Annotated in this window: 15 protein-coding genes and 1 tRNA gene; 9 read left to right on the top strand and 7 right to left on the bottom strand. The window is 63.4% G+C overall.

Going from position 1 to position 19412, the window contains the following annotated elements:
* Nucleotide 1 precedes the first annotated feature (1 nt).
* A complete protein-coding gene (locus AC4FS3_RS14290; RefSeq protein WP_491021228.1) occupies nt 2–2446 on the bottom strand; it encodes an ATP-dependent helicase in 2445 nt (814 codons plus the stop codon).
* A gap of 179 nt (nt 2447–2625) precedes the next feature.
* Between AC4FS3_RS14290 and AC4FS3_RS14285 the strand changes: the two genes are divergently transcribed.
* The 9 genes from AC4FS3_RS14285 to AC4FS3_RS14245 all read left to right on the top strand — a co-directional run bounded on the left by AC4FS3_RS14285 (nt 2626) and on the right by AC4FS3_RS14245 (nt 10691).
* Complete coding sequence (locus AC4FS3_RS14285; RefSeq protein ID WP_491021130.1) at nt 2626–2871, top strand: hypothetical protein; 246 nt, start codon at nt 2626–2628, stop codon at nt 2869–2871.
* Nucleotides 2868–3011, top strand: coding sequence for a hypothetical protein (locus AC4FS3_RS14280; RefSeq protein WP_491021129.1), 144 nt, complete (start codon nt 2868–2870; stop codon nt 3009–3011). The genes AC4FS3_RS14285 and AC4FS3_RS14280 overlap by 4 nt, the downstream gene beginning before the upstream one ends.
* Before the next feature lie 187 nt (nt 3012–3198).
* Nucleotides 3199–6639, top strand: a complete 3441-nt coding sequence (locus AC4FS3_RS14275) for a pyruvate carboxylase (protein ID WP_491021128.1) — start codon at nt 3199–3201, stop codon at nt 6637–6639.
* A 185-nt stretch (nt 6640–6824) separates the two neighbouring features.
* A tRNA-Gly gene (locus tag AC4FS3_RS14270) sits at nt 6825–6899 on the top strand.
* Nucleotides 6900–7007: 108 nt separating this feature from the next.
* Nucleotides 7008–7595 (top strand): imidazoleglycerol-phosphate dehydratase HisB, encoded by a 588-nt coding sequence (hisB, locus tag AC4FS3_RS14265; protein ID WP_491021127.1) that lies wholly within the window; start codon nt 7008–7010, stop codon nt 7593–7595.
* Between the two features lie 97 nt (nt 7596–7692).
* The gene (gene hisH, locus AC4FS3_RS14260) at nt 7693–8334 is read left to right on the top strand and encodes an imidazole glycerol phosphate synthase subunit HisH (protein ID WP_491021126.1); all 642 of its coding nucleotides are present in this window, start codon (nt 7693–7695) and stop codon (nt 8332–8334) included.
* Nucleotides 8335–8769: 435 nt separating this feature from the next.
* Nucleotides 8770–9489, top strand: a complete 720-nt coding sequence (gene hisA / locus AC4FS3_RS14255; protein WP_491021125.1) for a 1-(5-phosphoribosyl)-5-[(5-phosphoribosylamino)methylideneamino]imidazole-4-carboxamide isomerase — start codon at nt 8770–8772, stop codon at nt 9487–9489.
* A 109-nt stretch (nt 9490–9598) separates the two neighbouring features.
* Complete coding sequence (hisF, locus tag AC4FS3_RS14250) at nt 9599–10360, top strand: imidazole glycerol phosphate synthase subunit HisF (RefSeq protein WP_491021124.1); 762 nt, start codon at nt 9599–9601, stop codon at nt 10358–10360.
* Between the two features lie 4 nt (nt 10361–10364).
* Complete coding sequence (locus AC4FS3_RS14245; protein WP_198839053.1) at nt 10365–10691, top strand: phosphoribosyl-ATP diphosphatase; 327 nt, start codon at nt 10365–10367, stop codon at nt 10689–10691.
* A gap of 271 nt (nt 10692–10962) precedes the next feature.
* Here AC4FS3_RS14245 and selB read toward each other — a convergent pair whose 3' ends face one another.
* The 6 genes from selB to fdnG form a co-directional block, all read right to left on the bottom strand.
* Nucleotides 10963–12888 (bottom strand): selenocysteine-specific translation elongation factor, encoded by a 1926-nt coding sequence (gene selB / locus AC4FS3_RS14240; RefSeq protein WP_491021123.1) that lies wholly within the window; start codon nt 12886–12888, stop codon nt 10963–10965.
* Entirely contained in the window at nt 12885–14261 is a 1377-nt protein-coding gene (gene selA / locus AC4FS3_RS14235; RefSeq protein ID WP_491021122.1) for an L-seryl-tRNA(Sec) selenium transferase, read from the bottom strand. Before selA ends, selB begins: the two co-directional genes overlap by 4 nt.
* Nucleotides 14261–15169 carry a formate dehydrogenase accessory protein FdhE gene (gene fdhE / locus AC4FS3_RS14230; protein ID WP_491021121.1) on the bottom strand — a complete coding sequence of 303 codons (909 nt, stop codon included), beginning with the start codon at nt 15167–15169 and terminating at the stop codon, nt 14261–14263. The genes selA and fdhE overlap by 1 nt, the downstream gene beginning before the upstream one ends.
* Nucleotides 15170–15233: 64 nt before the next feature.
* Nucleotides 15234–15953 carry a formate dehydrogenase subunit gamma gene (locus AC4FS3_RS14225; protein ID WP_491021120.1) on the bottom strand — a complete coding sequence of 240 codons (720 nt, stop codon included), beginning with the start codon at nt 15951–15953 and terminating at the stop codon, nt 15234–15236.
* Nucleotides 15953–16942, bottom strand: coding sequence for a formate dehydrogenase subunit beta (fdxH, locus tag AC4FS3_RS14220; protein ID WP_491021119.1), 990 nt, complete (start codon nt 16940–16942; stop codon nt 15953–15955). The genes AC4FS3_RS14225 and fdxH overlap by 1 nt, the downstream gene beginning before the upstream one ends.
* Nucleotides 16939–19407 carry a formate dehydrogenase-N subunit alpha gene (gene fdnG, locus AC4FS3_RS14215; RefSeq protein WP_491021118.1) on the bottom strand — a complete coding sequence of 823 codons (2469 nt, stop codon included), beginning with the start codon at nt 19405–19407 and terminating at the stop codon, nt 16939–16941. Before fdnG ends, fdxH begins: the two co-directional genes overlap by 4 nt.
* Nucleotides 19408–19412 lie beyond the last annotated feature (5 nt).

The following is a 19412-nucleotide window of genomic DNA, read 5'->3' as shown; positions in this document are numbered from 1 at the left end:
CTCAGAAGGGGACTTCATCATCCGCACTGGCGGCAGTCACGAAGCCGGCTTTCACATGTTTCACACCGGCTTTCTCGAATTCGACCTCAAGCGTATCGGCTTCCATATCGAGAATTCTGCCATAGCCGAATTTCTGATTGAACACCCTGTCGCCCACTGAAAAACCCGCAAGAACCTCCAGATCAATCGTCACCTGGCGGCGCGGCGTGGCCGGGCGCGGGCCGGCATTACTTTGCAGCCGGCGCCAGCCCGGCGAGTTATAGACATCGGCTTTCGTCGCCCGGGCCTCGACATCCGAACCAAAGCCGCCGCCCCCAAAACCGCCACCCGCCGCCGCGCCATAGCCGCCGCCCATCAGCCCCGGCGGTGTCAGCACATTCACATCCGCCACCGGAAGCTCATCGACAAAACGCGAGGCCATCTGGCTTTGCCATTGCCCATAGACCCGGCGGTTGGAGGCGAAGGAGATATAGCACAGTTCCTCGGCCCGGGTGATGCCGACATAAGCGAGACGGCGTTCTTCCTCGATGCCTTTCTGACCGGATTCGTCCATGCTGCGCTGGCTGGGGAACAGCCCTTCCTCCCATCCGGGCAGGAAGACCGCCGGGAATTCCAGCCCCTTGGCCCCGTGCAGCGTCATGATCGAGACCTTCTCGGCGGCCTCTTCGCTGTCATTCTCCATCACCAGCGCGACATGTTCCAAAAAGCCCTGCAGGCTGTCGAACTGTTCCAGCGCCTTTACCAGTTCCTTGAGGTTTTCCAGCCGCCCCTCGGCATCCGGGTTCTTATCTTTCTCAGCATTCTGCCACATCGAGATATAACCGGATTCTTCCAGAATGACCTCGGCGAGCCGCACATGGCCCGAAGTGCTTGCGGGTGGCGTGTCGGGCAGGAGTGGCTCGATCACCTGATCGGCCGTATCGGGCCGCGTGGTAAGGACCGCCTCATGCCAGCGGTCGATGCCTTCAATGAACTGCCGCAGCTGCCCCGCACCTTTGCCGCCGATGCCGCCCGCCTGGATCAGCGAGCGCGCGCCTTCATGCTGGCTCATGCCGATCCGCTGACCCTCGGTCCGGATCGATGCAGTTGCCTTAGGGCCAAGCCCGCGCTTGGGGATATTCACCACGCGTTCAAAGGCGAGATCATCCTCGGGCGAGACTGCGAGGCGGAAATAGGCCATCGCGTCGCGGATCTCCTGGCGCTCGTAAAAGCGCGGGCCGCCAATCACGCGGTAGGGCAGGCCGATGGTCAGGAACCGGTCCTCGAAGGCGCGCATCTGATGCGAGGCCCGCACGAGGATCGCCTGGGAATTCAGACCGACCGGCAGATGGCCGCGCGTGCCCCGGGCCAGCGCCTCGATCTCTTCGCCGATCGCGCGCGCCTCTTCCTCGCCATCCCAATAGCCGGTGAGGCGGACCTTCTCGCCTTCTTCGGCTTCGGTCCAGAGCGTCTTGCCAAGCCGGTTGGCATTGCCCCGGATCACCGCCGAGGCTGCTGCGAGGATATGCGGGGTGGAGCGGTAATTCTGCTCCAGCCGGATCACCTTCGCGCCGGGGAAATCCTTTTCGAATTTCAGGATATTGCCGACCTCGGCCCCGCGCCAGCCATAAATCGACTGATCGTCATCGCCGACACAGCAGATATTCTGGTGGCCCTGCGCCAGCAGCCGCAGCCAGAGATACTGGCAGACATTGGTATCCTGATATTCATCGACGAGGATATATTTAAACCAGCGCTGATACTGTGCCAGAACGTCGGGATGCGCGCGGAAGATCGTCACGCAATGCAAGAGCAGATCGCCGAAATCGCAGGCGTTCAGGGTGCGCAGCCGGTCCTGATACTGGGCGTAGAGCTCGGTGCCTTTATTGTCGTAGGCGCCGGCCTCCGAGGAGGGCACCTTGTCCGGCGTCCAGGCGCGGTTCTTCCAGGTGTCGATCAGCCCGGCCAGCATCCGGGGCGGCCAGCGCTTGTCATCTATATTCGCGGCTTGGATCAGCTGTTTCAAAAGCCTGAGCTGGTCGTCGGTGTCGAGAATGGTGAAACTCGGCTTCAGCCCCGCGAGTTCCGCATGGCGGCGCAGGATCTTGACGCTGAGCGAGTGGAAGGTGCCCATCCAGGGCATGCCGCTTTCGGATTGGTTCATCACCTCGACGCGGGATTTCATCTCGCGCGCGGCTTTGTTGGTGAATGTCACCGCAAGGATCTCATTGCTGCGCGCCCGCCCCTCGCGCATCAGATGCACGATTCGCGCCGTCAGCGCCCTGGTCTTGCCGGTGCCGGCCCCCGCAAGCATCAGGACCGGCCCGTCCAGCGTCAGCACAGCCTCAAGCTGCGCCGGGTTCAGCCCGTCGAGATAAGGTTTCGGACGTGCCGCGAGTGCCCGCTGCGAAAGCGGGACAGGGGCTGCTGCTGCCTCGAAGGCTTCGTGATCATCCCAAGGGTCCATAAGGTCAAATTTAGCCTGCGTGTTTCGGATGTTCAAGGAATGTTCCGGACGGCCCGGCAAATCAACGCTTTTTGCGCAAGCAATTGCGAGGCAGGGGCCAGTTGCCTGCATCATGCCACAAATCCGCCGCCCGGACCCGCAAGCCTGTCCGGATCGGATGCGGGGAAATGTCAGGGACTATGTCAGCATTGATCATTCGCCAGATTGTGATCGCGGCCATCTTCGGAATGATGTTTCTGATCTGGAAAACCTGGCGCGACCGCCGCCGTGCAAAGTGGCTTGCCGATGGCGCCATGCAATCGCGGTTTCTCAGCGGCTTTTCGCTGCTCTTCTCGCTGCTTTCCCTGATGATCGGGCTGACGAGCCTGGGTCTGACGCCCCGGTGTGATTGCGTCCCGGCGGGCCGGGCGCGCTGCATCGGGTGAAAAAGCTGCAATATCAGCTGGTCGCGCAGGATGGCCGAACGATCCTTCTATTCCCCTGTCATCTGGGCAAGCGCGATTTCCTTGAAGTGCTGCGCGCAAAGCGCCCGGATCTGGCGGGGCATATTCCCGAACGCTTCTGACAGTCAGCGCATTTCCGCCCCGGGGCGCGCAGCCGGGCCAGTGGCGTCCGGACGGTAACAGATTTGCAACTGCAAACTGTGCCTGCATATTTCGCAAAATTTGCAGGTTTTCTGCGCTGCGGCCTTGCGCCGCAGTGCAGCGCCCATAGAGTGCGCCCCAAAGAAACAGTCCCGGGGGAGGTCTGCCATGCCCGAATTTCGCAAAATCCTTATCGCCAATCGCGGTGAAATCGCGATCCGTGCGATGCGTGCTGCCAATGAAATGGGGAAGAAGACGGTCGCCGTCTATGCAGAAGAGGACAAGCTCTCGCTGCACCGGTTCAAGGCAGATGAGGCCTATCTGATTGGCAAGGGTATGAGCCCGGTCGGCGCCTATCTCTCGATCCCGGAAATCATCCGTGTCGCACGGCTCTCGGGTGCGGATGCGATCCATCCGGGCTATGGGCTTTTGTCGGAAAACCCCGATTTCGTCGAGGCTTGTGACGCCGCGGGCATCACCTTTATCGGGCCGCGCGCGGAAACCATGCGCGCGCTTGGCGACAAGGCCTCGGCCCGCAAGGTCGCGGTTGAGGCAGGTGTGCCCGTTATCCCGGCGACCGAGGTGCTGGGCGACGACATGGCGCTCATTCGCAAACAGGCGGGTGAGGTCGGCTATCCTTTGATGCTGAAAGCCTCCTGGGGCGGCGGCGGTCGCGGCATGCGGCCGATCAATTCGGAAGATGAGCTTGAGGCCAAGGTGCTGGAGGGGCGGCGCGAGGCCGAGGCCGCTTTCGGCAATGGCGAAGGCTATCTGGAGAAAATGATTCTCCGCGCCCGCCATGTGGAGGTACAGATCCTTGGCGATAAGCAAGGCAATGTCTGGCACCTGTGGGAACGGGACTGCACCGTGCAGCGCCGCAACCAGAAGGTGGTCGAACGCGCCCCGGCACCCTATCTGAGCCAGGAGCAGCGCGAAGCGGTCTGCGAAATGGCGCGCCGCATCTGCAAACACGTCAATTACGAATGCGCCGGCACGGTCGAATTCCTGATGGATATGGACAGCCAGGAATTCTACTTCATCGAGGTGAACCCGCGCGTCCAGGTCGAACATACCGTCACCGAAGAAGTCACCGGTACCGACATCGTTCAGGCCCAGATCCTGATCGAAGAAGGCAAATCGCTTCCCGAAGCGACCGGGGTGGCAAGCCAGGCGGATGTGAAGCTGAACGGCCATGCGCTGCAATGCCGGGTGACGACCGAAGATCCGCTGAACAATTTCATTCCGGATTATGGCCGCCTGACGGCCTATCGCTCGGCCACCGGCAACGGCATCCGGCTTGATGGCGGCACTGCTTATGCGGGCGGCGTGATCACGCGCTATTATGACAGTCTGCTGGTGAAGGTCACCGCCCATGCCCAGACGCCGGAAAAGGCGCTGTCACGGATGGACCGGGCGCTGCGCGAATTCCGGATCCGCGGTCTGGCGACCAATATCGAATTCGTCATCAATCTGCTGAAGCACCCGACCTTCCTCGACAGTTCCTATACGACGAAGTTCATCGACACGACGCCGGACCTTTTCAGCTTCAAGATGCGTCAGGACCGGGCGACAAAGATCCTGACCTATCTCGCCGATATCTCGGTCAATGGTCACCCCGAGACCAATGGCCGCGCCAAACCGGCCGAGGCGAAGGCGCCGAAAGCACCGGTCGTCCGGGATGTTCAGGCAAGCTACGGCACCCGCAACCTTCTGGAACAAAAGGGCCCGCAGGCTGTCGCCGACTGGATGAAGGCGCAGACCCAGGTGCTTTTGACCGACACCACGATGCGCGATGGTCACCAGTCGCTGCTGGCGACGCGGATGCGCTCGATCGATATGATCAAGGCGGCCCCGGCCTATGCCGCCAATCTGCCGCAGCTCTTCTCGGTCGAATGCTGGGGGGGCGCGACCTTTGATGTGGCTTACCGCTTCCTGCAGGAATGCCCCTGGCAGCGTCTGCGCGACCTGCGGGCCGCGATGCCCAATCTGATGACGCAGATGCTGCTGCGCGCTTCGAACGGGGTCGGCTACACCAATTACCCGGACAATGTCGTCCAGTCTTTCGTGAAGCAGGCCGCAGAGACCGGCGTCGATGTGTTCCGCGTGTTCGACAGCCTGAACTGGGTCGAAAACATGCGCGTCGCGATGGATGCGGTGCTGGAGGCGAACAAGCTCTGCGAGGGCACGATCTGCTATACCGGCGATATGCTCGACCCTGACCGGTCGAAATATGATCTGAAATACTATGTCGGGCGCGCGAATGAGTTGAAAGCCGCCGGCGCCCATGTGCTGGGGCTGAAGGATATGGCGGGGCTGCTGAAGCCTGCGGCCGCCAGGGTGCTGATCAAGACCCTGAAGCAGGAGATCGGCCTGCCGGTGCATTTCCACACCCATGACACATCCGGCGCGTCGGCGGCGACGGTGCTCGCGGCCTGTGATGCGGGCGTCGATGCGATTGACGCGGCGATGGATGCGTTTTCGGGTGGCACCTCGCAGCCCTGCCTTGGGTCTATCGTCGAGGCCCTGCGCCATACCGAGCGCGACACCGGTCTTGATATCGGTGCCGTGCGCGAGATGTCGAATTACTGGGAACATGTCCGCGCGCAATATGCCGCCTTTGAAAGCGGTACGGCGGCGCCGGCCTCGGAGGTCTGGCTGCATGAGATGCCCGGGGGCCAGTTCACCAATCTCAAGGCCCAGGCGCGTTCGCTTGGCCTGGAAGACCGCTGGCCCGAGGTCGCGCAATCCTATGCCGATGCGAACCAGATGTTCGGCGATATCGTCAAAGTGACGCCCTCGTCCAAGGTGGTCGGGGACATGGCGCTGATGATGGTGGCCCAGGGTCTGACCCGCGCCCAGGTCGAGGATCCGGGCACCGATGTGGCCTTCCCCGATTCGGTTGTCGATATGCTCAGGGGCAATCTGGGGCAGCCCTATCAGGGCTGGCCGCAGGGCATCCTGAAAAAGGTGCTGAAAGGCGAGAAACCTCTGACTGAACGCCCCGGCGCGCTCCTGCCGCCCGTGGATCTGGAAGAGACCCGCGCGAAGGTCTCGGCCGAGCTTGGTGGCATGAAGATCGATGACGAGGATCTGAACGGCTATCTGATGTATCCGAAGGTCTTCCTCGATTACATGAACCGCCACCGGGTTTACGGCCCCGTGCGCACCCTGCCGACGCGGGCGTTTTTCTACGGGATGGAGCCTGGCGAAGAAATCGCGGTCGAGATCGACCCGGGCAAGACGCTGGAAATCCGCTTCCTGACGCTGGGCGAAGTGGATGACGCGGGCGAGGTGAAGGTCTTTTTCGAACTGAACGGCCAGCCCCGTACGATCCGGGTGCCGAACCGCGCGGTGAAGGCGAAGACAGCGGCGCGCCCCAAAGCGGTCGATGGCAACCCGGCCCATATCGGTGCGCCGATGCCGGGCTCGGTCGCGAGCGTTGCGGTGAGTCTGGGGCAAAAGGTCAGGGCAGGGGATCTTTTGCTGACGATCGAGGCGATGAAGATGGAAACCGGGCTTCATGCCGACCGCGAGGCCACGGTGAAGGCGATCCATGTCAGCCCCGGTGTGCAGATCGAAGCGAAGGACCTGCTGATCGAGATGGAGTGACCCTGGCCATGTGGCTTGCAACGGGGGGCTGCCGCCCCCCGAACCCCCCGCGAGTGTTTTTCTCAAGAGGAAGACCTGCGGGTGTTTTTCTCCTGAGGAAGAAAAGCATCGCCGAAGCCGTAAGACGGAATTTTTCTCTTGCGGTGGCCGGGCGCTTCGCCTAAATCCCCGTTCACCGAAACGGTGCGGGCGTAGCTCAGGGGTAGAGCATAACCTTGCCAAGGTTAGGGTCGGGCGTTCGAATCGCCTCGCCCGCTCCAGTTCGGAAAGCAAAGGGCGCCTCAGGGCGCCCTTTTGCATTTCACACCCTTGCCGCGCAGGTGAGGGGCGACTATTCCCTGCCGCACAGATCGCGGGAGGCATATGAGATGCGCAAGGCCACTATCAGCCGCAAGACGGCGGAAACCGGGATTGAGGTCGAGATTAATCTCGACGGCACCGGTCGCTATGACTGCCGGACCGGCGTCGGGTTCTTTGACCATATGCTCGACCAGCTGGCGCGCCATTCGCTGATCGATATCACGGTGCGGGCAGAGGGTGATCTGCATGTCGATGACCATCATACGGTCGAAGATACCGGCATCGCGCTTGGCCAGGCTCTGGTAAAGGCGCTTGGCGACAAAAAAGGGATCCGGCGCTACGGCCATTTCCGGCTTGCCATGGATGACACCCAGGTGGCGGCGGCGCTGGATCTGTCGGCGCGGCCATACCTTGTGTGGAATGTCGATTTCCCCAGCCAGAAGATCGGCACCTTCGATACGGAACTCGTGCGCGAGTTCTTCCAGGCGCTCTCGACCCATGGCGGCATCACGCTGCATGTCGACCGCCTTCACGGGATCAACAGCCATCACATCGCCGAAGCCAGTTTCAAGGCGGTCGCGCGTGCGCTGCGCGAGGCGGTGGAACCGGATCCGCGCATGGCGGGGGTCCTGCCTTCGACCAAGGGTGCGCTGTGACACGGGTGCCCTGTGCGCGCCGCAAATTTCTTGCAAGAAATTTGGCCGGAGTTTTGCAAAACTCCGGTTTGCGCCCTTTGACCTCGGGAGTGCCCCTATGACCCTGACCGTTCTGGTGGATTACGACAGCGGCAACCTCCATTCCGCCGCCAAGGCGTTTCAGCGTATGGCCGATGAGACCGGGGCCGGCGCGATCATCGTGTCATCGCGGCCCGAGGATGTCCTGCGCTCGTCGCGTATTGTCTTGCCAGGCGACGGGGCTTTCCCGTCGTGCCGCAGGGCGCTCGCCGCAAAAGACGGGCTGTTCGAGGCAATTGAAGAGGCGGTGATCACCCGGGCGCGGCCGTTTTTTGGCATTTGCATCGGTATGCAGATGCTGGCCTCGCGCGGGTTTGAACATGGCGAAACCCCCGGATTTGACTGGATCCGGGGCGAGGTCGGGCGGATTTCGCCGGCTGATCCCGCGCTGAAAGTGCCGCATATGGGCTGGAATGATCTGCAGATCGACCGTCCGCATCCGGTGCTGTCAGGTGTGAACAGCGGCGATCATGCCTATTTCGTTCATTCCTGGCAGTTTCGCACGGCCTCGGCGGAAGACCGCATCGCCTGGGTGGATTACGCGGGCGATGTGACCGCGATTGTCGGGCGTGACAATATTTTCGGGACCCAGTTCCACCCCGAGAAAAGCGCCGCCACCGGCCTCAGGATCATCGCGAATTTCCTCGCCTGGAAACCCTGAACCGCGGCCTTAAACTGTCGCGGGGTGTAACAGGCCCGCTTGTCGTACAGCCCGGTGCCTTACACTCCGATCCGGTTCTGTCACCGGGATGCATGTGCCATAATCGCGGCAGATCCACAGAACACCGCTCCTGATCGCGAGGCTTTTGCCGCGCAGCTGCATCCCGGAGTTACAGGTCGTTCCGCGATCAGGCGGCCACTGCCTGCTGGTATGATAAAGGCCGCGCGACAGGTCTCATTGCAGCCTGTTCCTGCGCTGAAAACTCGCCCCCTGAATTCAGACAGACCTCCGGCGAAGCCCCGGGCGTATCAAACCTGGCGTGGCGGGAAGCCGGGGCGGGGCCGGTGATGGTCTCCTGTCGCGGGCCTGGGCCTTCCCTTCCGGTCCCGCCCGTGCCAAAGGACCGATGATGCCAGCATGACGGAGCCCGGCCCCATGATCCTCTATCCCGCCATCGACCTGAAGGACGGCCAATGTGTGCGCCTCCTGCGCGGAGAGATGTCCGCCGCCACCGTCTTCGGCGATGATCCCGCCGCCCAGGCTGCCAAATTCGAGGCCGCCGGCTGCGAATGGCTGCATCTCGTCGATCTGAACGGTGCCTTTGCCGGGCAGCCGGTCAATGCGGCGGCGGTCGAGGCGATCCTCGCCCGGATCAGGGTTCCCGCCCAGCTCGGCGGCGGTATCCGCGACCTGGCAACCATTGCGATGTGGCTGGAAAAAGGTCTTTCGCGGGTGATCCTTGGCACCGTCGCGGTCGAAAACCCCGATCTCGTGCGCGAGGCAGCCCGCGCCTTCCCCGGGCAGGTCGCGGTTGGCATCGATGCGCGCAAGGGGTTTGTCGCGACCAAGGGCTGGGCCGAAGAAACCACCGTCCAGGTTACCGATCTCGCGAAAAGCTTCGAGGATGCCGGGGTCGCCGCCATTATCTACACCGATATCGACCGCGATGGCGCGATGCAGGGGCCGAATATCACCGCGACCGAAGCGCTCGCCCGTGCCGTCTCGATCCCGGTGATCGCTTCGGGCGGTGTCAGCCGGATGGAAGACCTGATCCAGCTGCGCGATACCGGCGTGATCGCCGGTGCCATCTCGGGCCGTGCGCTCTATGATGGCGCCATCGACCTTGCCACCGCCCTCGCAACCCTGAAGGCCTGACCGGCTTTCATCTGTCGCTAAATATCCCGGGGGAGTCCCGCGCCAGCGGGACGGGGGCAGCGCCCCCTGCTTTTCCCCTGGCCCGGCCCTTCACAGGAGACCCGACCGGATGCTGAAGACCCGCCTGATCCCCTGCCTCGACGTCGCCGATGGCCGCGTGGTCAAGGGCGTGAATTTTGTCAATCTGGTCGATGCCGGCGACCCGGTCGCCGTGGCTGCCGCCTATGACCGCGCCGGCGCCGACGAGATCACCTTCCTCGACATTCACGCCACTCATGAAAACCGTGGCACGATGTTCGACCTTGTCACCCGCACCGCTGAACAGATCTATGTGCCGCTGACCGTGGGCGGCGGCGTGCGCAGCCATGAGGATGTCCGCGCGCTGCTGCTCGCCGGGGCCGATAAGGTCAGCTTCAACTCCGCCGCCGTGGCAAATCCCGATGTTGTCGCCGAAGCCGCCGACCGTTTCGGCAGCCAGTGCATCGTCGTGGCCATCGACGCCAAAACCGTCAGCCCCGGCAAATGGGAGATCTTCACCCATGGCGGCCGCAAACCGACCGGCATCGATGCGGTCGATTTCGCCCGGCTCGTTGAGGCCAAAGGCGCGGGCGAGATCCTCCTGACCTCGATGGACCGCGATGGCACCAAAGACGGCTATAACCTGCCCCTGACGCGCGCGATCTCGGACGCGGTGAAGATCCCGGTCATCGCCTCGGGGGGCGCCGGCAACCTTGACCACCTTGTTGCGGGCATCCGCGAAGGCCGCGCCTCAGCCGTGCTCGCGGCCTCGATCTTCCATTTCGGCACCTATACCATTGCCGAGGCCAAGGCCCATATGGCGGCTGCGGGCATCCCGATGCGGCTGGAGTAAAGCCATGACCCAATCCGACACAGACAGCCTCGCCCGCCTCGCGACCACCATCGCTGCGCGCAAAAATGCCGATCCCGAAACTTCCTGGACCGCCAAGCTGCTGTCAAAGGGCCCTGAGAAATGCGCCGCGAAATTCGGCGAAGAGGCGGTCGAGGCGATCATCGAAGCCGCCAAAGGCGACCGCGAGCGCCTGATTTCCGAAGGCGCCGATGTGCTTTACCATTTCCTCGTCATGCTGACGTCGCGCGATGTCACGCTGACCGATGTGCTCGAGGAACTCGCGCGCCGCGAGGGGCTCTCTGGCATCGCCGAGAAACAATCGCGCGGCTGACCCCTGGCCAGCACGCCCGCTGCCATGTGCCATGACCGGGACGGCACCCGGGAACAGCCTCCTGCTGCAGCGAGAACCGATCCCGGCGAGACCGGCGTGTGTCCTGGCATACGGGCGTCGTTCTGATCCGGCGCACCATGCGGCGCGGCCCTTGCATGTCTCGTATCGCGACGATCAGCGGCGCCTGTTCCGGTTGCCTTGTGCATCATTTGCCCCTGCGCGGGGCGCGCCGCATCCAGGGTCTACCTTCTGACCCTCGTCTTTGGCGGCGTCAGTCGAAGAGGTCGATCCGGTGCGGATTGAGCCGTCTGAGATCGCCGCGTCGCAATGTCAGCCCGTTGCGGTCGAAGAAATCAAGGATTTCGATCGCGACCTTGCGCCCGTTCTGCACCTGGTCGCGAAAGGCGGGGGCGGTGAACCAGCCATCCGCGCTGGCAGCGGCGATATCGCGCAGGATCGCCACCATCTCGCGCACTACAACGCGGGCGAAGAAATGGTCAGTGGCGATCTGATCGGTAAGGCCGAGCCTCTGGCTGTGGCGCATCAGCCGGCGCAGCTCTTTCTCTTCGACGGCGAATTCGGTCGCGAAGTCGCGCACCCGCGGCGGACGAAAGCGCTCTTCGCCCAGAAGCCGGGGGAAGATGCGGGCAAAAAGCGCCTCATCCTCGGGCGAGAGCCGCACCTGGTGCCCGGGAAGCCGCAGGAATGCGCCGTCCAGCACGAGGCGCCCGGCGCCGGCCTCTTCCTGCAGGAATAAAAGGAAGACATCTTTCGGCAGGCGCGGGCTCAGCATCAGCCGCAACCGCTCGCGGCCAAGGCCGGCGAGGTCGGGATTGGCCGCGTGGAATTCCCCCAGATGGGTGGCGAGCCCCGCGCGCAGAGCCTCGATCTGAGCGGGCGAGAGGGCGAGGGGGCCAAGCAGCACCGCCCCGGCCCTGGCCGCGAGATCCGGGCCGGAAGCCGGATCAAGCCCGCGATCGCGCAGGAAGACCGGCATATCGACCGGCGCAACCTGCAAGAGCCGCATCAGCGCCGCCCCGGGAGACGTTTCGCGCGCGGCCTCAAGCCAGGCCAGCCGCTCTGGCGTGCCACGTTTGCGCGCGGGCGCCCGCAGATCGATGAAGAAACCGCCGGCGAGCGAGCGGGTCGCAGAGGTGTCGCGCAGGATGAAACGGTCGCCCATGGTGGCAGCAACCGGGCGCTCCAGCACAAGCTGCGCGAAACCGGTCTCGCCCGGAGCGATATCGCCGCCAATCGGCACGACGCGGGCGGCGACCTCGCAGGCATGGGTATAAAGATGCACCGGCATCCAGGTTGTGACGGGCCTGGGGGCCGAGGCCAGCACTTCAAGCATGACGTCGATTCGCCCGGCGGGGGCATGCAGCGCGGGTGCAAGAATCATGTCGCCGCGCTGGATCGCGTCTTTCGTAACGCCGTCGCCGGACAGGTTCAGCGCGCAGCGCTGCCCGGCAAGCCCCTGATCAGATTTGCGGTTCTGGGCATGGATGCCGCGCACCCGCGCCGGCAGGCCAAGGGGCGAGATCATCACCTGATCACCCAAAGCCACCCGGCCCGCGATCATCGTCCCCGTGACCACCGTGCCCGCGCCCGCAATGGTGAAACTGCGGTCAACCGAAAGCCGCATCGGCCCGGATGCCCCGCGCCCAGGCATTTCGGCCCCGGCTTCGGCAAGGATCCGGCGCAACTCTGCGATGCCTTCGCCGGTCTGGGCGGAAACCTCGACAACCGGCGCGGCGGCCAGGCCGGTTCCGGCCAGTGCGGCGCGGATTTCCGCCCGGACGGTTGCCCGCCGCGTCTCATCGGCGAGATCGGCTTTGGTCATCGCGACCACGCCACCGGGGAGGCCGAGAAGGTTCAGAATTTCAAGATGTTCGCGGGTTTGAGGCATCACGCCGTCATCGGCCGCCACCACCAGCAGGGCAAAGTCGATGCCGCCGGCACCGGCCAGCATGGTGCGGATCAGCCGCTCATGACCGGGCACATCGACAAAGCCGGTGATCCGCCCCGATGGGATCTCCGGTTCAGCCGGATCGCCGAGATCGGTATAGGCGAAGCCAAGTTCAATCGTGATGCCACGCGCCTTTTCTTCGGCCAGGCGGTCGGCATCCACCCCGGTCAGCGCCTGGACCAGCGCCGTCTTGCCGTGGTCGATATGGCCTGCAGTGCCGATGATCACAGCGCGGCCAGGGCGTCAGTCAGCATAGCGTCCTCTTCAAGACAGCGCAGATCAAGGATCAGCGCGCCACCCTGGATATGGCCGATCACCGGCATGGGAAGGGCGCGCAGCTGTGCTGCCAGCCGGTCGGGCGCGTCGCCGCCCTGACCGGTCAGCCGCAGCCCGGCCGAGGGGATCGTATCGACCGGCAGCGCGCCAGATCCGATCTGGCTGGCGCAGGGGCAGGGGGTGGCGTCAAAGCCAAAGGGCCGCAGCAGAGCATCAATACGGGGCGCCAGCCGCTGCGCCTGGGCGGCGATCTCTGCCATCGGGCGTGCGAGCATCCTCAATGTGGGCAACCGCTCCGCCAGCCGGTCCGGGTCGCGATACAGTTTCAGCGTTGCCTCAAGCGCGGCGATGCGGATCTTGTCGAGACGCAGCGCGCGTTTCAGCGGGTTGCGGTTGATCGCGGCGATCAAGTCCTTACGCCCGACGATGAATCCGGCCTGCGGCCCCCCGAGCAGCTTGTCGCCGGAAAAGGTCACCAGATCAGCGCCTTCCGCAACGGCCTCGGCCACCGTGGGCTCGCGCCGGAGGCCGTATTGCGACAGATCGACCAGCGAGCCTGCGCCAAGATCATTCATCATCGGCACCCGCGCCTCGCGCGCGATCAGCGCCAGATCGGGGGCGGCGACCTCGGCCGTGAAGCCCTCGATCCGGTAATTCGAGGTATGGACCTTGAGGATCACGCCGGTCTCAGCGGTGATCGCGCCCTGGTAGTCTTTGGGATGGGTGCGGTTTGTAGTGCCGATCTCGACCAGCTTCGCACCGGCCCGCGCCATAATATCGGGCATGCGGAAGGCGCCGCCGATCTCGATCAGCTCACCGCGCGAGACCACTGCCTCGCGGCCCTGGGCAAGGGTGTTCAGCGCGATCAGCACGGCGGCGGCGTTGTTATTGACGATGGTGGCATCTTCGGCGCCGGTAAGCTCCACCAGCAGGCCGCGCAGATGGTCGTCCCGCTGACCGCGCCCGCCGGTCTCCAGATCAAATTCCAGCGCCAGCGGGTTCGCCATCGCGGTCACCGCCGCGCGCACCGCCTCATCGGCAAGGATCGCGCGGCCGAGATTGGTGTGCAACACCGTGCCGGTGAGGTTCAGCATCGGCCTGAGCCGGGTGCGGTCACGCGCTGCCAGATCGGCTGCAACCAGATCCGGCAACCGCTGCGCCAGCACCGCACCATCCTCGCCGGCGCGGATCGCATCGCGCATCTCATCAAGGCGCGCCCGCAGCGCCTCGCGCACGGCCTGGCGGCCATGGCGGGCGACAAGGCCCGCACCTTCGGCACTGTTCAGGGCCTGATCGACCGAGGGGAGGGCCCGAAACCCCTCCATCAGTAGCCCGTCAGAAAGGGGTTGAAGCCTGCGCGTTTCAGATCGGTTTCCTTCATCATCATATCAAGTCCGATACTGCCGACATCATCGGCCACCGCGTCAAGGCTCGGGTTCTTTTCCTGGTAGAAAATCTTGATCCAGGAGTGACATTCCCGGCAGCATTCGGCTTTTACCGTCGCCTCGGTGGTCTCGGCAGAGCGGTAGGTCAGCCCTTTATTGGTGCCGCAGGCGAGACAATGAATGCGAACCTCATTCCATTGCGTAGCGCAACCCGAACAGACCGCGTAGCGGATGCTCTCGATCCCCGGGGTCGAGGTGACCAGCGACGAGACCGGTCGCCCGCCGCATGCGGGGCAGATGCCGGTGCGGATCGGGCGCAGGTTTTCCACCGCCAGCCCGGCGGCGAGACGCGCAAGATAAACCTGCACGGCGGCCGAGGCGAAGAGATGCGGCGCGGCGCTGTCTTCGGGGATCTCGCCCGCCAGCGCATTGGTTAAGAGCCAGGTCCGATCCCCCTCATCCGCCGCCGTCACCGCCTCAAGTGCGGTGCGGGCGGGGTCTGGCATGGTGATGCGGGCGGCGGCCTCGCAAAGCCGCGCCAGCAGCTGGTGCAAGGCGGGATCAGCCGCCAGCGCGGCGCGGTCGATGGGCGGCATCTGTGCCGCCCTGGCCCGCGCCAGCTGGTCCGGCGCGATCACCGGCGCAGGGCCGGATTTCGCCAGCCGGGCCTGGATCTCTGTGAGCTCTGCGAGGAATGTCAGGTAGGGAGCAAGCCGGCTGGTCTGGGCCAGAAAGGCGAAGCGCCCGGCGCGGCGGGTAAAGACCGCGACCGGGTCGGGCAGGAATGCGAACGGCGCCTCGGGGACGCCGCCGATGACCGAAGGGTCGGGTTGGATGTCATTGGTCATGGGTCTCTCCGGCCGCATTTTATCCTCCCCGGACCGGGGACGGGCCGGGGAGAGGGCCGGCGGATCACTCCGCCGGGGTGTTATGATTATCGGGGGCTTTGCGGTTCTTCGCCAGCTCCCGCAGCCATTTGCGGTGATGGCGGAAGGCCCAGCCGCCGGTCACGCTGCCCGTCGTCATCGCGCGCAGCGTGCCCCGGGTCCAGATCGCCGCATAGACATGCAGGATGAACACAAGGATGATCCCCACGGCAGAGAGCGCATGGACCAGAAGGGCGATGCGCCGCGCCGGGATCGTGGCCGCCCATGGGGCGTAGTCGCTCCACAGATGTACCTGTTTCTCCCAGATCATCAGCCCGGTGAGGATCAGCAGGAGGATCAGCCCGGTCATCGCCCAGAAGACGAATTTCTGCCCGGCATTGTATTTGCCAAGCTCGGGCAGCTTATCCTCATTGCCCTGGACCACATCACCGATATGCGCGACCCAGGTCGCGTCTTCGCGTCTCGGCAGGTTCAGCTTCCACATCTGCAAAAACAAGAGGAAGAAGCTGAGAAACAGCACGATCCCGATGGCCGGATGCAGCCAGCGCACCACCTGGCCACCGCCGAACAGGCCCGAGAGGAAGAACAAAGACGGGTGGAACAGTGCCAGCCCCGAGATCGCCAGAAGGATCAGCGACACGGCCGTGACCCAGTGGTTCAGCCGCGTGATGCCCCGGTAACGGCTGACCGTCACCGGTTTCGTGCTTTCGATATGGTCGCCGGGGGCGGAATACTGATGGGACATCACAGCTCCTCCCGGTTCTCGGGCTGAACCGCTGCGGTCTTCACCACCAGCTCTTCGGCCTCATGCTCTTCCTCGGCGGTAACGGTATTGCCCTTCGAGAAGAGCCCATGCAGCACCGCCCCTGCCGCAGCCAGACCGATAGCGGCAAGGCCGACGGTCTTGGTGGCACCTTTCCAGCTTTCCACCACCGGCGAGATGCGCGGATCATCCGGCAGCCCGGCGTAAAGACCGGGCTTATCGGCATGATGGAGCACATACATCACATGCGTGCCGCCCACGCCTTGCGGATCGTAAAGCCCGGCATTGGCGTAACCGCGCGATTTCAGATCCTCGATCCGTTCATTGGCCAGCGCGATCTGGCTTTCCTTTGTGCCGAAGGTGATGGCCTGGGTCGGACAGGCTTTCGCACAGGCCGGCCCTTGCCCCACCGCAACCCGGTCGGAACAGAGCGTGCATTTTTTCGACACATGCGCGGTCTGATGGATCCGCGGCACGTCAAAGGGGCAGCCGGAAACGCAATAGCCGCAGCCGATGCAATTCGCGGACACGAAATCAACGATGCCGTTGGAATATTGCACGATGGCACCAGGCGCCGGGCAGGCTTTCAGACAGCCCGGATCCTCGCAATGCATGCAGCCATCCTTGCGGATCAGCCATTCCAGATCGCCTTGCGGGTTTTCATATTCGGAAAAGCGCATCAGCGTGAACATTTCCGGCGTCAGATCATGGGGGTTCTCATAGACCCCCACATTTTCTTCGATAGCCGGATGGGTGTCGTTCCACTCGATACAGGCCGACTGGCAGGCCTTGCAGCCGATGCATTTCGACACATCGATCAGCTTTGCCACCTTGTCGAGCTGCCGCTCGGGCGCGGGCACATTGGCGGTGGCCGAAATGCGCACGACATCCGAGGGAAGCAGGTTTGAGGCGAGCGGCTGAACCGGAGGGTTCGCCGCCGCCGTGGTGGGTTGAGGGGCGCGTTCGGTCATGCCAGGCCCTCCGATGCGGGTTCGATATTGACAAGGAACGCCTTGAATTCGGGCGTCTCGATATTGGCGTCGCCGACAAAGGGGCCAAGCGTATTGGGGCCAAAGCCCTTCCTCGCCGCACCTTTGAACCCCCAATGGATCGGGATGCCGACGACATGAACGGGTTTGCCGTCGCAGATCATCGGACGGATCCGTTTCGTCACCACCGCCTTCGCCCAGACCTGGCCGCGTTTTGACCAGACGCGGACCATGCCACCCTTTCTGATCCCCTTTTCCGCCGCCAGTTCTTCGCTGATTTCCACGAAGAATTCCGGCTGATTCACCGCATTCACATAGTTGTGCTTGGTCCAGTAATGGAAATGCTCGGTGAGACGGTAAGAGGTGGCAACCAGCGGGAATTCGGCGCTGGTGGCCATATTCGCCATGTCATCCGGGAAGACGCGGGCCACGGGGTTGCCGCGCATTTCCGGGTTGAGCGGATTGGCGATCGGGCTTTCGAACGGCTCCATATGGGTGGGGAAGGGGCCGTCGCGCATCAGCTTGCGCGAGAAGAAACGGCTGGTGCCTTCCGGGTTCATGATGAAGGGCCCGACCTCGCGCGGTTTGGCGGTGACGGCGATATCCGGGATATCCGGGCCGACCCATTTCTCGCCATTCCACTCGATCAGCACGCGGGACGGATCCCAGGGCTTGCCGTCCAGGTCACAAGACGCGCGGTTGTAAAGGACGCGGCGATTGGCCGGCCAGGCGAAGGACCATTGCTGGAACACCCCCATGCCGGACGGGTCGCTGTTGTCGCGCCGCGCCATCATATTGCCGTCCTCGGTGAAGCAGCCGGCATAGATCCAGCAGGCGCCCATCGTGGAGCCGTCATCCCTGAGCTGCCCGAAGCCCGAGACCTGCTTCCCCGCCTCCAGCACGACTTTCGTCGGGTCGGTGGCGTCGTAAAGCGTGGTCAGGGCGCGACCGTTCAGCTCCATCGCCAGTTCGGCAGCGGTGGGCTCTTCGGGATCCGCGTAATCCCAGGCGAGGTTCAGGATCGGCTCGGGCGATCTGCCGCCCTCTGCCTCATAGAGCGCTTTGATCCGCTGATAGATCTGCGTCATGATCCAGACATCGGTCCGCGCCTCACCCGGTGGGGTCGCCCCCGCCCAGTGCCATTGCAGCCAGCGCCCCGAATTCACCGTCGCGCCCTCGTCTTCGGCGAAACAGGTGGTCGGCAGTTCCAGCACCTCGGTCTGGATGCTGGCGGTATCCACATCGTTGTAAATACCGTGATTTTCCCAGAAGGCAGCAGTTTCGGTCGCCAGCGGGTCCATCACCACGAGGAGTTTAAGTTTGGAAAACGCCTCGGTCATCTTGCCCCGGTTGGGGAAAGACAGGATCGGGTTGAAGCCCTGGCAGAAGTAGATATTCACCTCGCCATTCTTCATCATGTTGAACATGCGCATCGCGTCATATTGCGCAATGTCGAGCTTCGGCAGCCAGTCATAGCCCCAGCCGTTCTCAGCTGTCGCCTTGTCACCCCACAGCGCCTTCATGAAGGAAACCATGAACTTGCCGTAGTTCTGCCAGTAGCTCATCTGGTTCGGGCGCAGCGGCTTGTTGCCGCGTGTCGACATATAGGTCGCGAAATCGGGCTCTGTCTCCCGCGGCATCGCAAGATAGCCGGGGATCAGGTTCGACATCAGACCAACGTCAGTCAGACCCTGGATATTGGAATGCCCGCGCAAGGCGTTCATCCCGCCACCCGGAACCCCGATATTGCCCAGAAGCAGCTGCAACATCGCCATGCCACGGATGTTCTGCGAGCCCTTGGAATGCTGGGTCCAGCCAAGCGCATACATCGAGGTCATGGTCTTTGTCGGCGAAGAGGTCTCGCCGATCATCTCGCAGATCTTCAGGAAGCGATCCTTCGGCGTGCCGCAGACATTCTCTACAAATTCAGGCGTGTAGATCTCGACATGCTTCTTCATCAGCTGCCAGACAGAGCGCGGATGCGTCAGCGTCTCATCCGTGATGACATAGCCATCCTCGCCCAGCTCATATTCCCAGCTGGTCTGGTCGTAGCTGCGGGTCTCTTCATTATAGCCGGTGAACATGCCATCGGCCCAGCCGAAGTCTTCGCGCACCAGATATCCGACATTGGTGTAGTTGCGGACATAGTCCCACTGCACCTTGTCATTCTCGATACACCAGCGGATCACCCCCATGAGGAAGGCGATGTCAGATCCGGGACGGATCGGCGCATAGTAATCCGAGACAGAAGCCGACCGGTTGAACCTCGGGTCCACCACGATCAGTTTCGCACCGCGATGGTGCTTGGCCTCGGTCACCCATTTGAAGCCACAGGGATGCGCTTCGGCGGCGTTGCCACCCATGATGACGACGAGGTCGGTATTCTTGATATCGGTCCAGGAGTTTGTCATCGCTCCACGGCCAAATGTCGGGCCCAAACTGGACACCGTGG

The sequence above is a fragment of the Pseudogemmobacter sp. TB195 genome, assembly GCF_058313095.1.
The sequence above is the reverse complement of the archived record's forward strand: the minus strand, read 5'-3'. Positions and strand labels throughout refer to the sequence as shown.

Coding starts and splice junctions, on each gene's coding strand:
- AC4FS3_RS14290 (WP_491021228.1), bottom strand. CDS start 2,446: ATGGACCCTTGGGATGATCACGAAGCCTTCGAGGCAGCAGCAGCCCCT.
- AC4FS3_RS14285 (WP_491021130.1), top strand. CDS start 2,626: ATGTCAGCATTGATCATTCGCCAGATTGTGATCGCGGCCATCTTCGGA.
- AC4FS3_RS14275 (WP_491021128.1), top strand. CDS start 3,199: ATGCCCGAATTTCGCAAAATCCTTATCGCCAATCGCGGTGAAATCGCG.
- hisB (WP_491021127.1), top strand. CDS start 7,008: ATGCGCAAGGCCACTATCAGCCGCAAGACGGCGGAAACCGGGATTGAG.
- hisH (WP_491021126.1), top strand. CDS start 7,693: ATGACCCTGACCGTTCTGGTGGATTACGACAGCGGCAACCTCCATTCC.
- hisA (WP_491021125.1), top strand. CDS start 8,770: ATGATCCTCTATCCCGCCATCGACCTGAAGGACGGCCAATGTGTGCGC.
- hisF (WP_491021124.1), top strand. CDS start 9,599: ATGCTGAAGACCCGCCTGATCCCCTGCCTCGACGTCGCCGATGGCCGC.
- AC4FS3_RS14245 (WP_198839053.1), top strand. CDS start 10,365: ATGACCCAATCCGACACAGACAGCCTCGCCCGCCTCGCGACCACCATC.
- selA (WP_491021122.1), bottom strand. CDS start 14,261: ATGGAGGGGTTTCGGGCCCTCCCCTCGGTCGATCAGGCCCTGAACAGT.
- fdhE (WP_491021121.1), bottom strand. CDS start 15,169: ATGACCAATGACATCCAACCCGACCCTTCGGTCATCGGCGGCGTCCCC.
- AC4FS3_RS14225 (WP_491021120.1), bottom strand. CDS start 15,953: ATGTCCCATCAGTATTCCGCCCCCGGCGACCATATCGAAAGCACGAAA.
- fdxH (WP_491021119.1), bottom strand. CDS start 16,942: ATGACCGAACGCGCCCCTCAACCCACCACGGCGGCGGCGAACCCTCCG.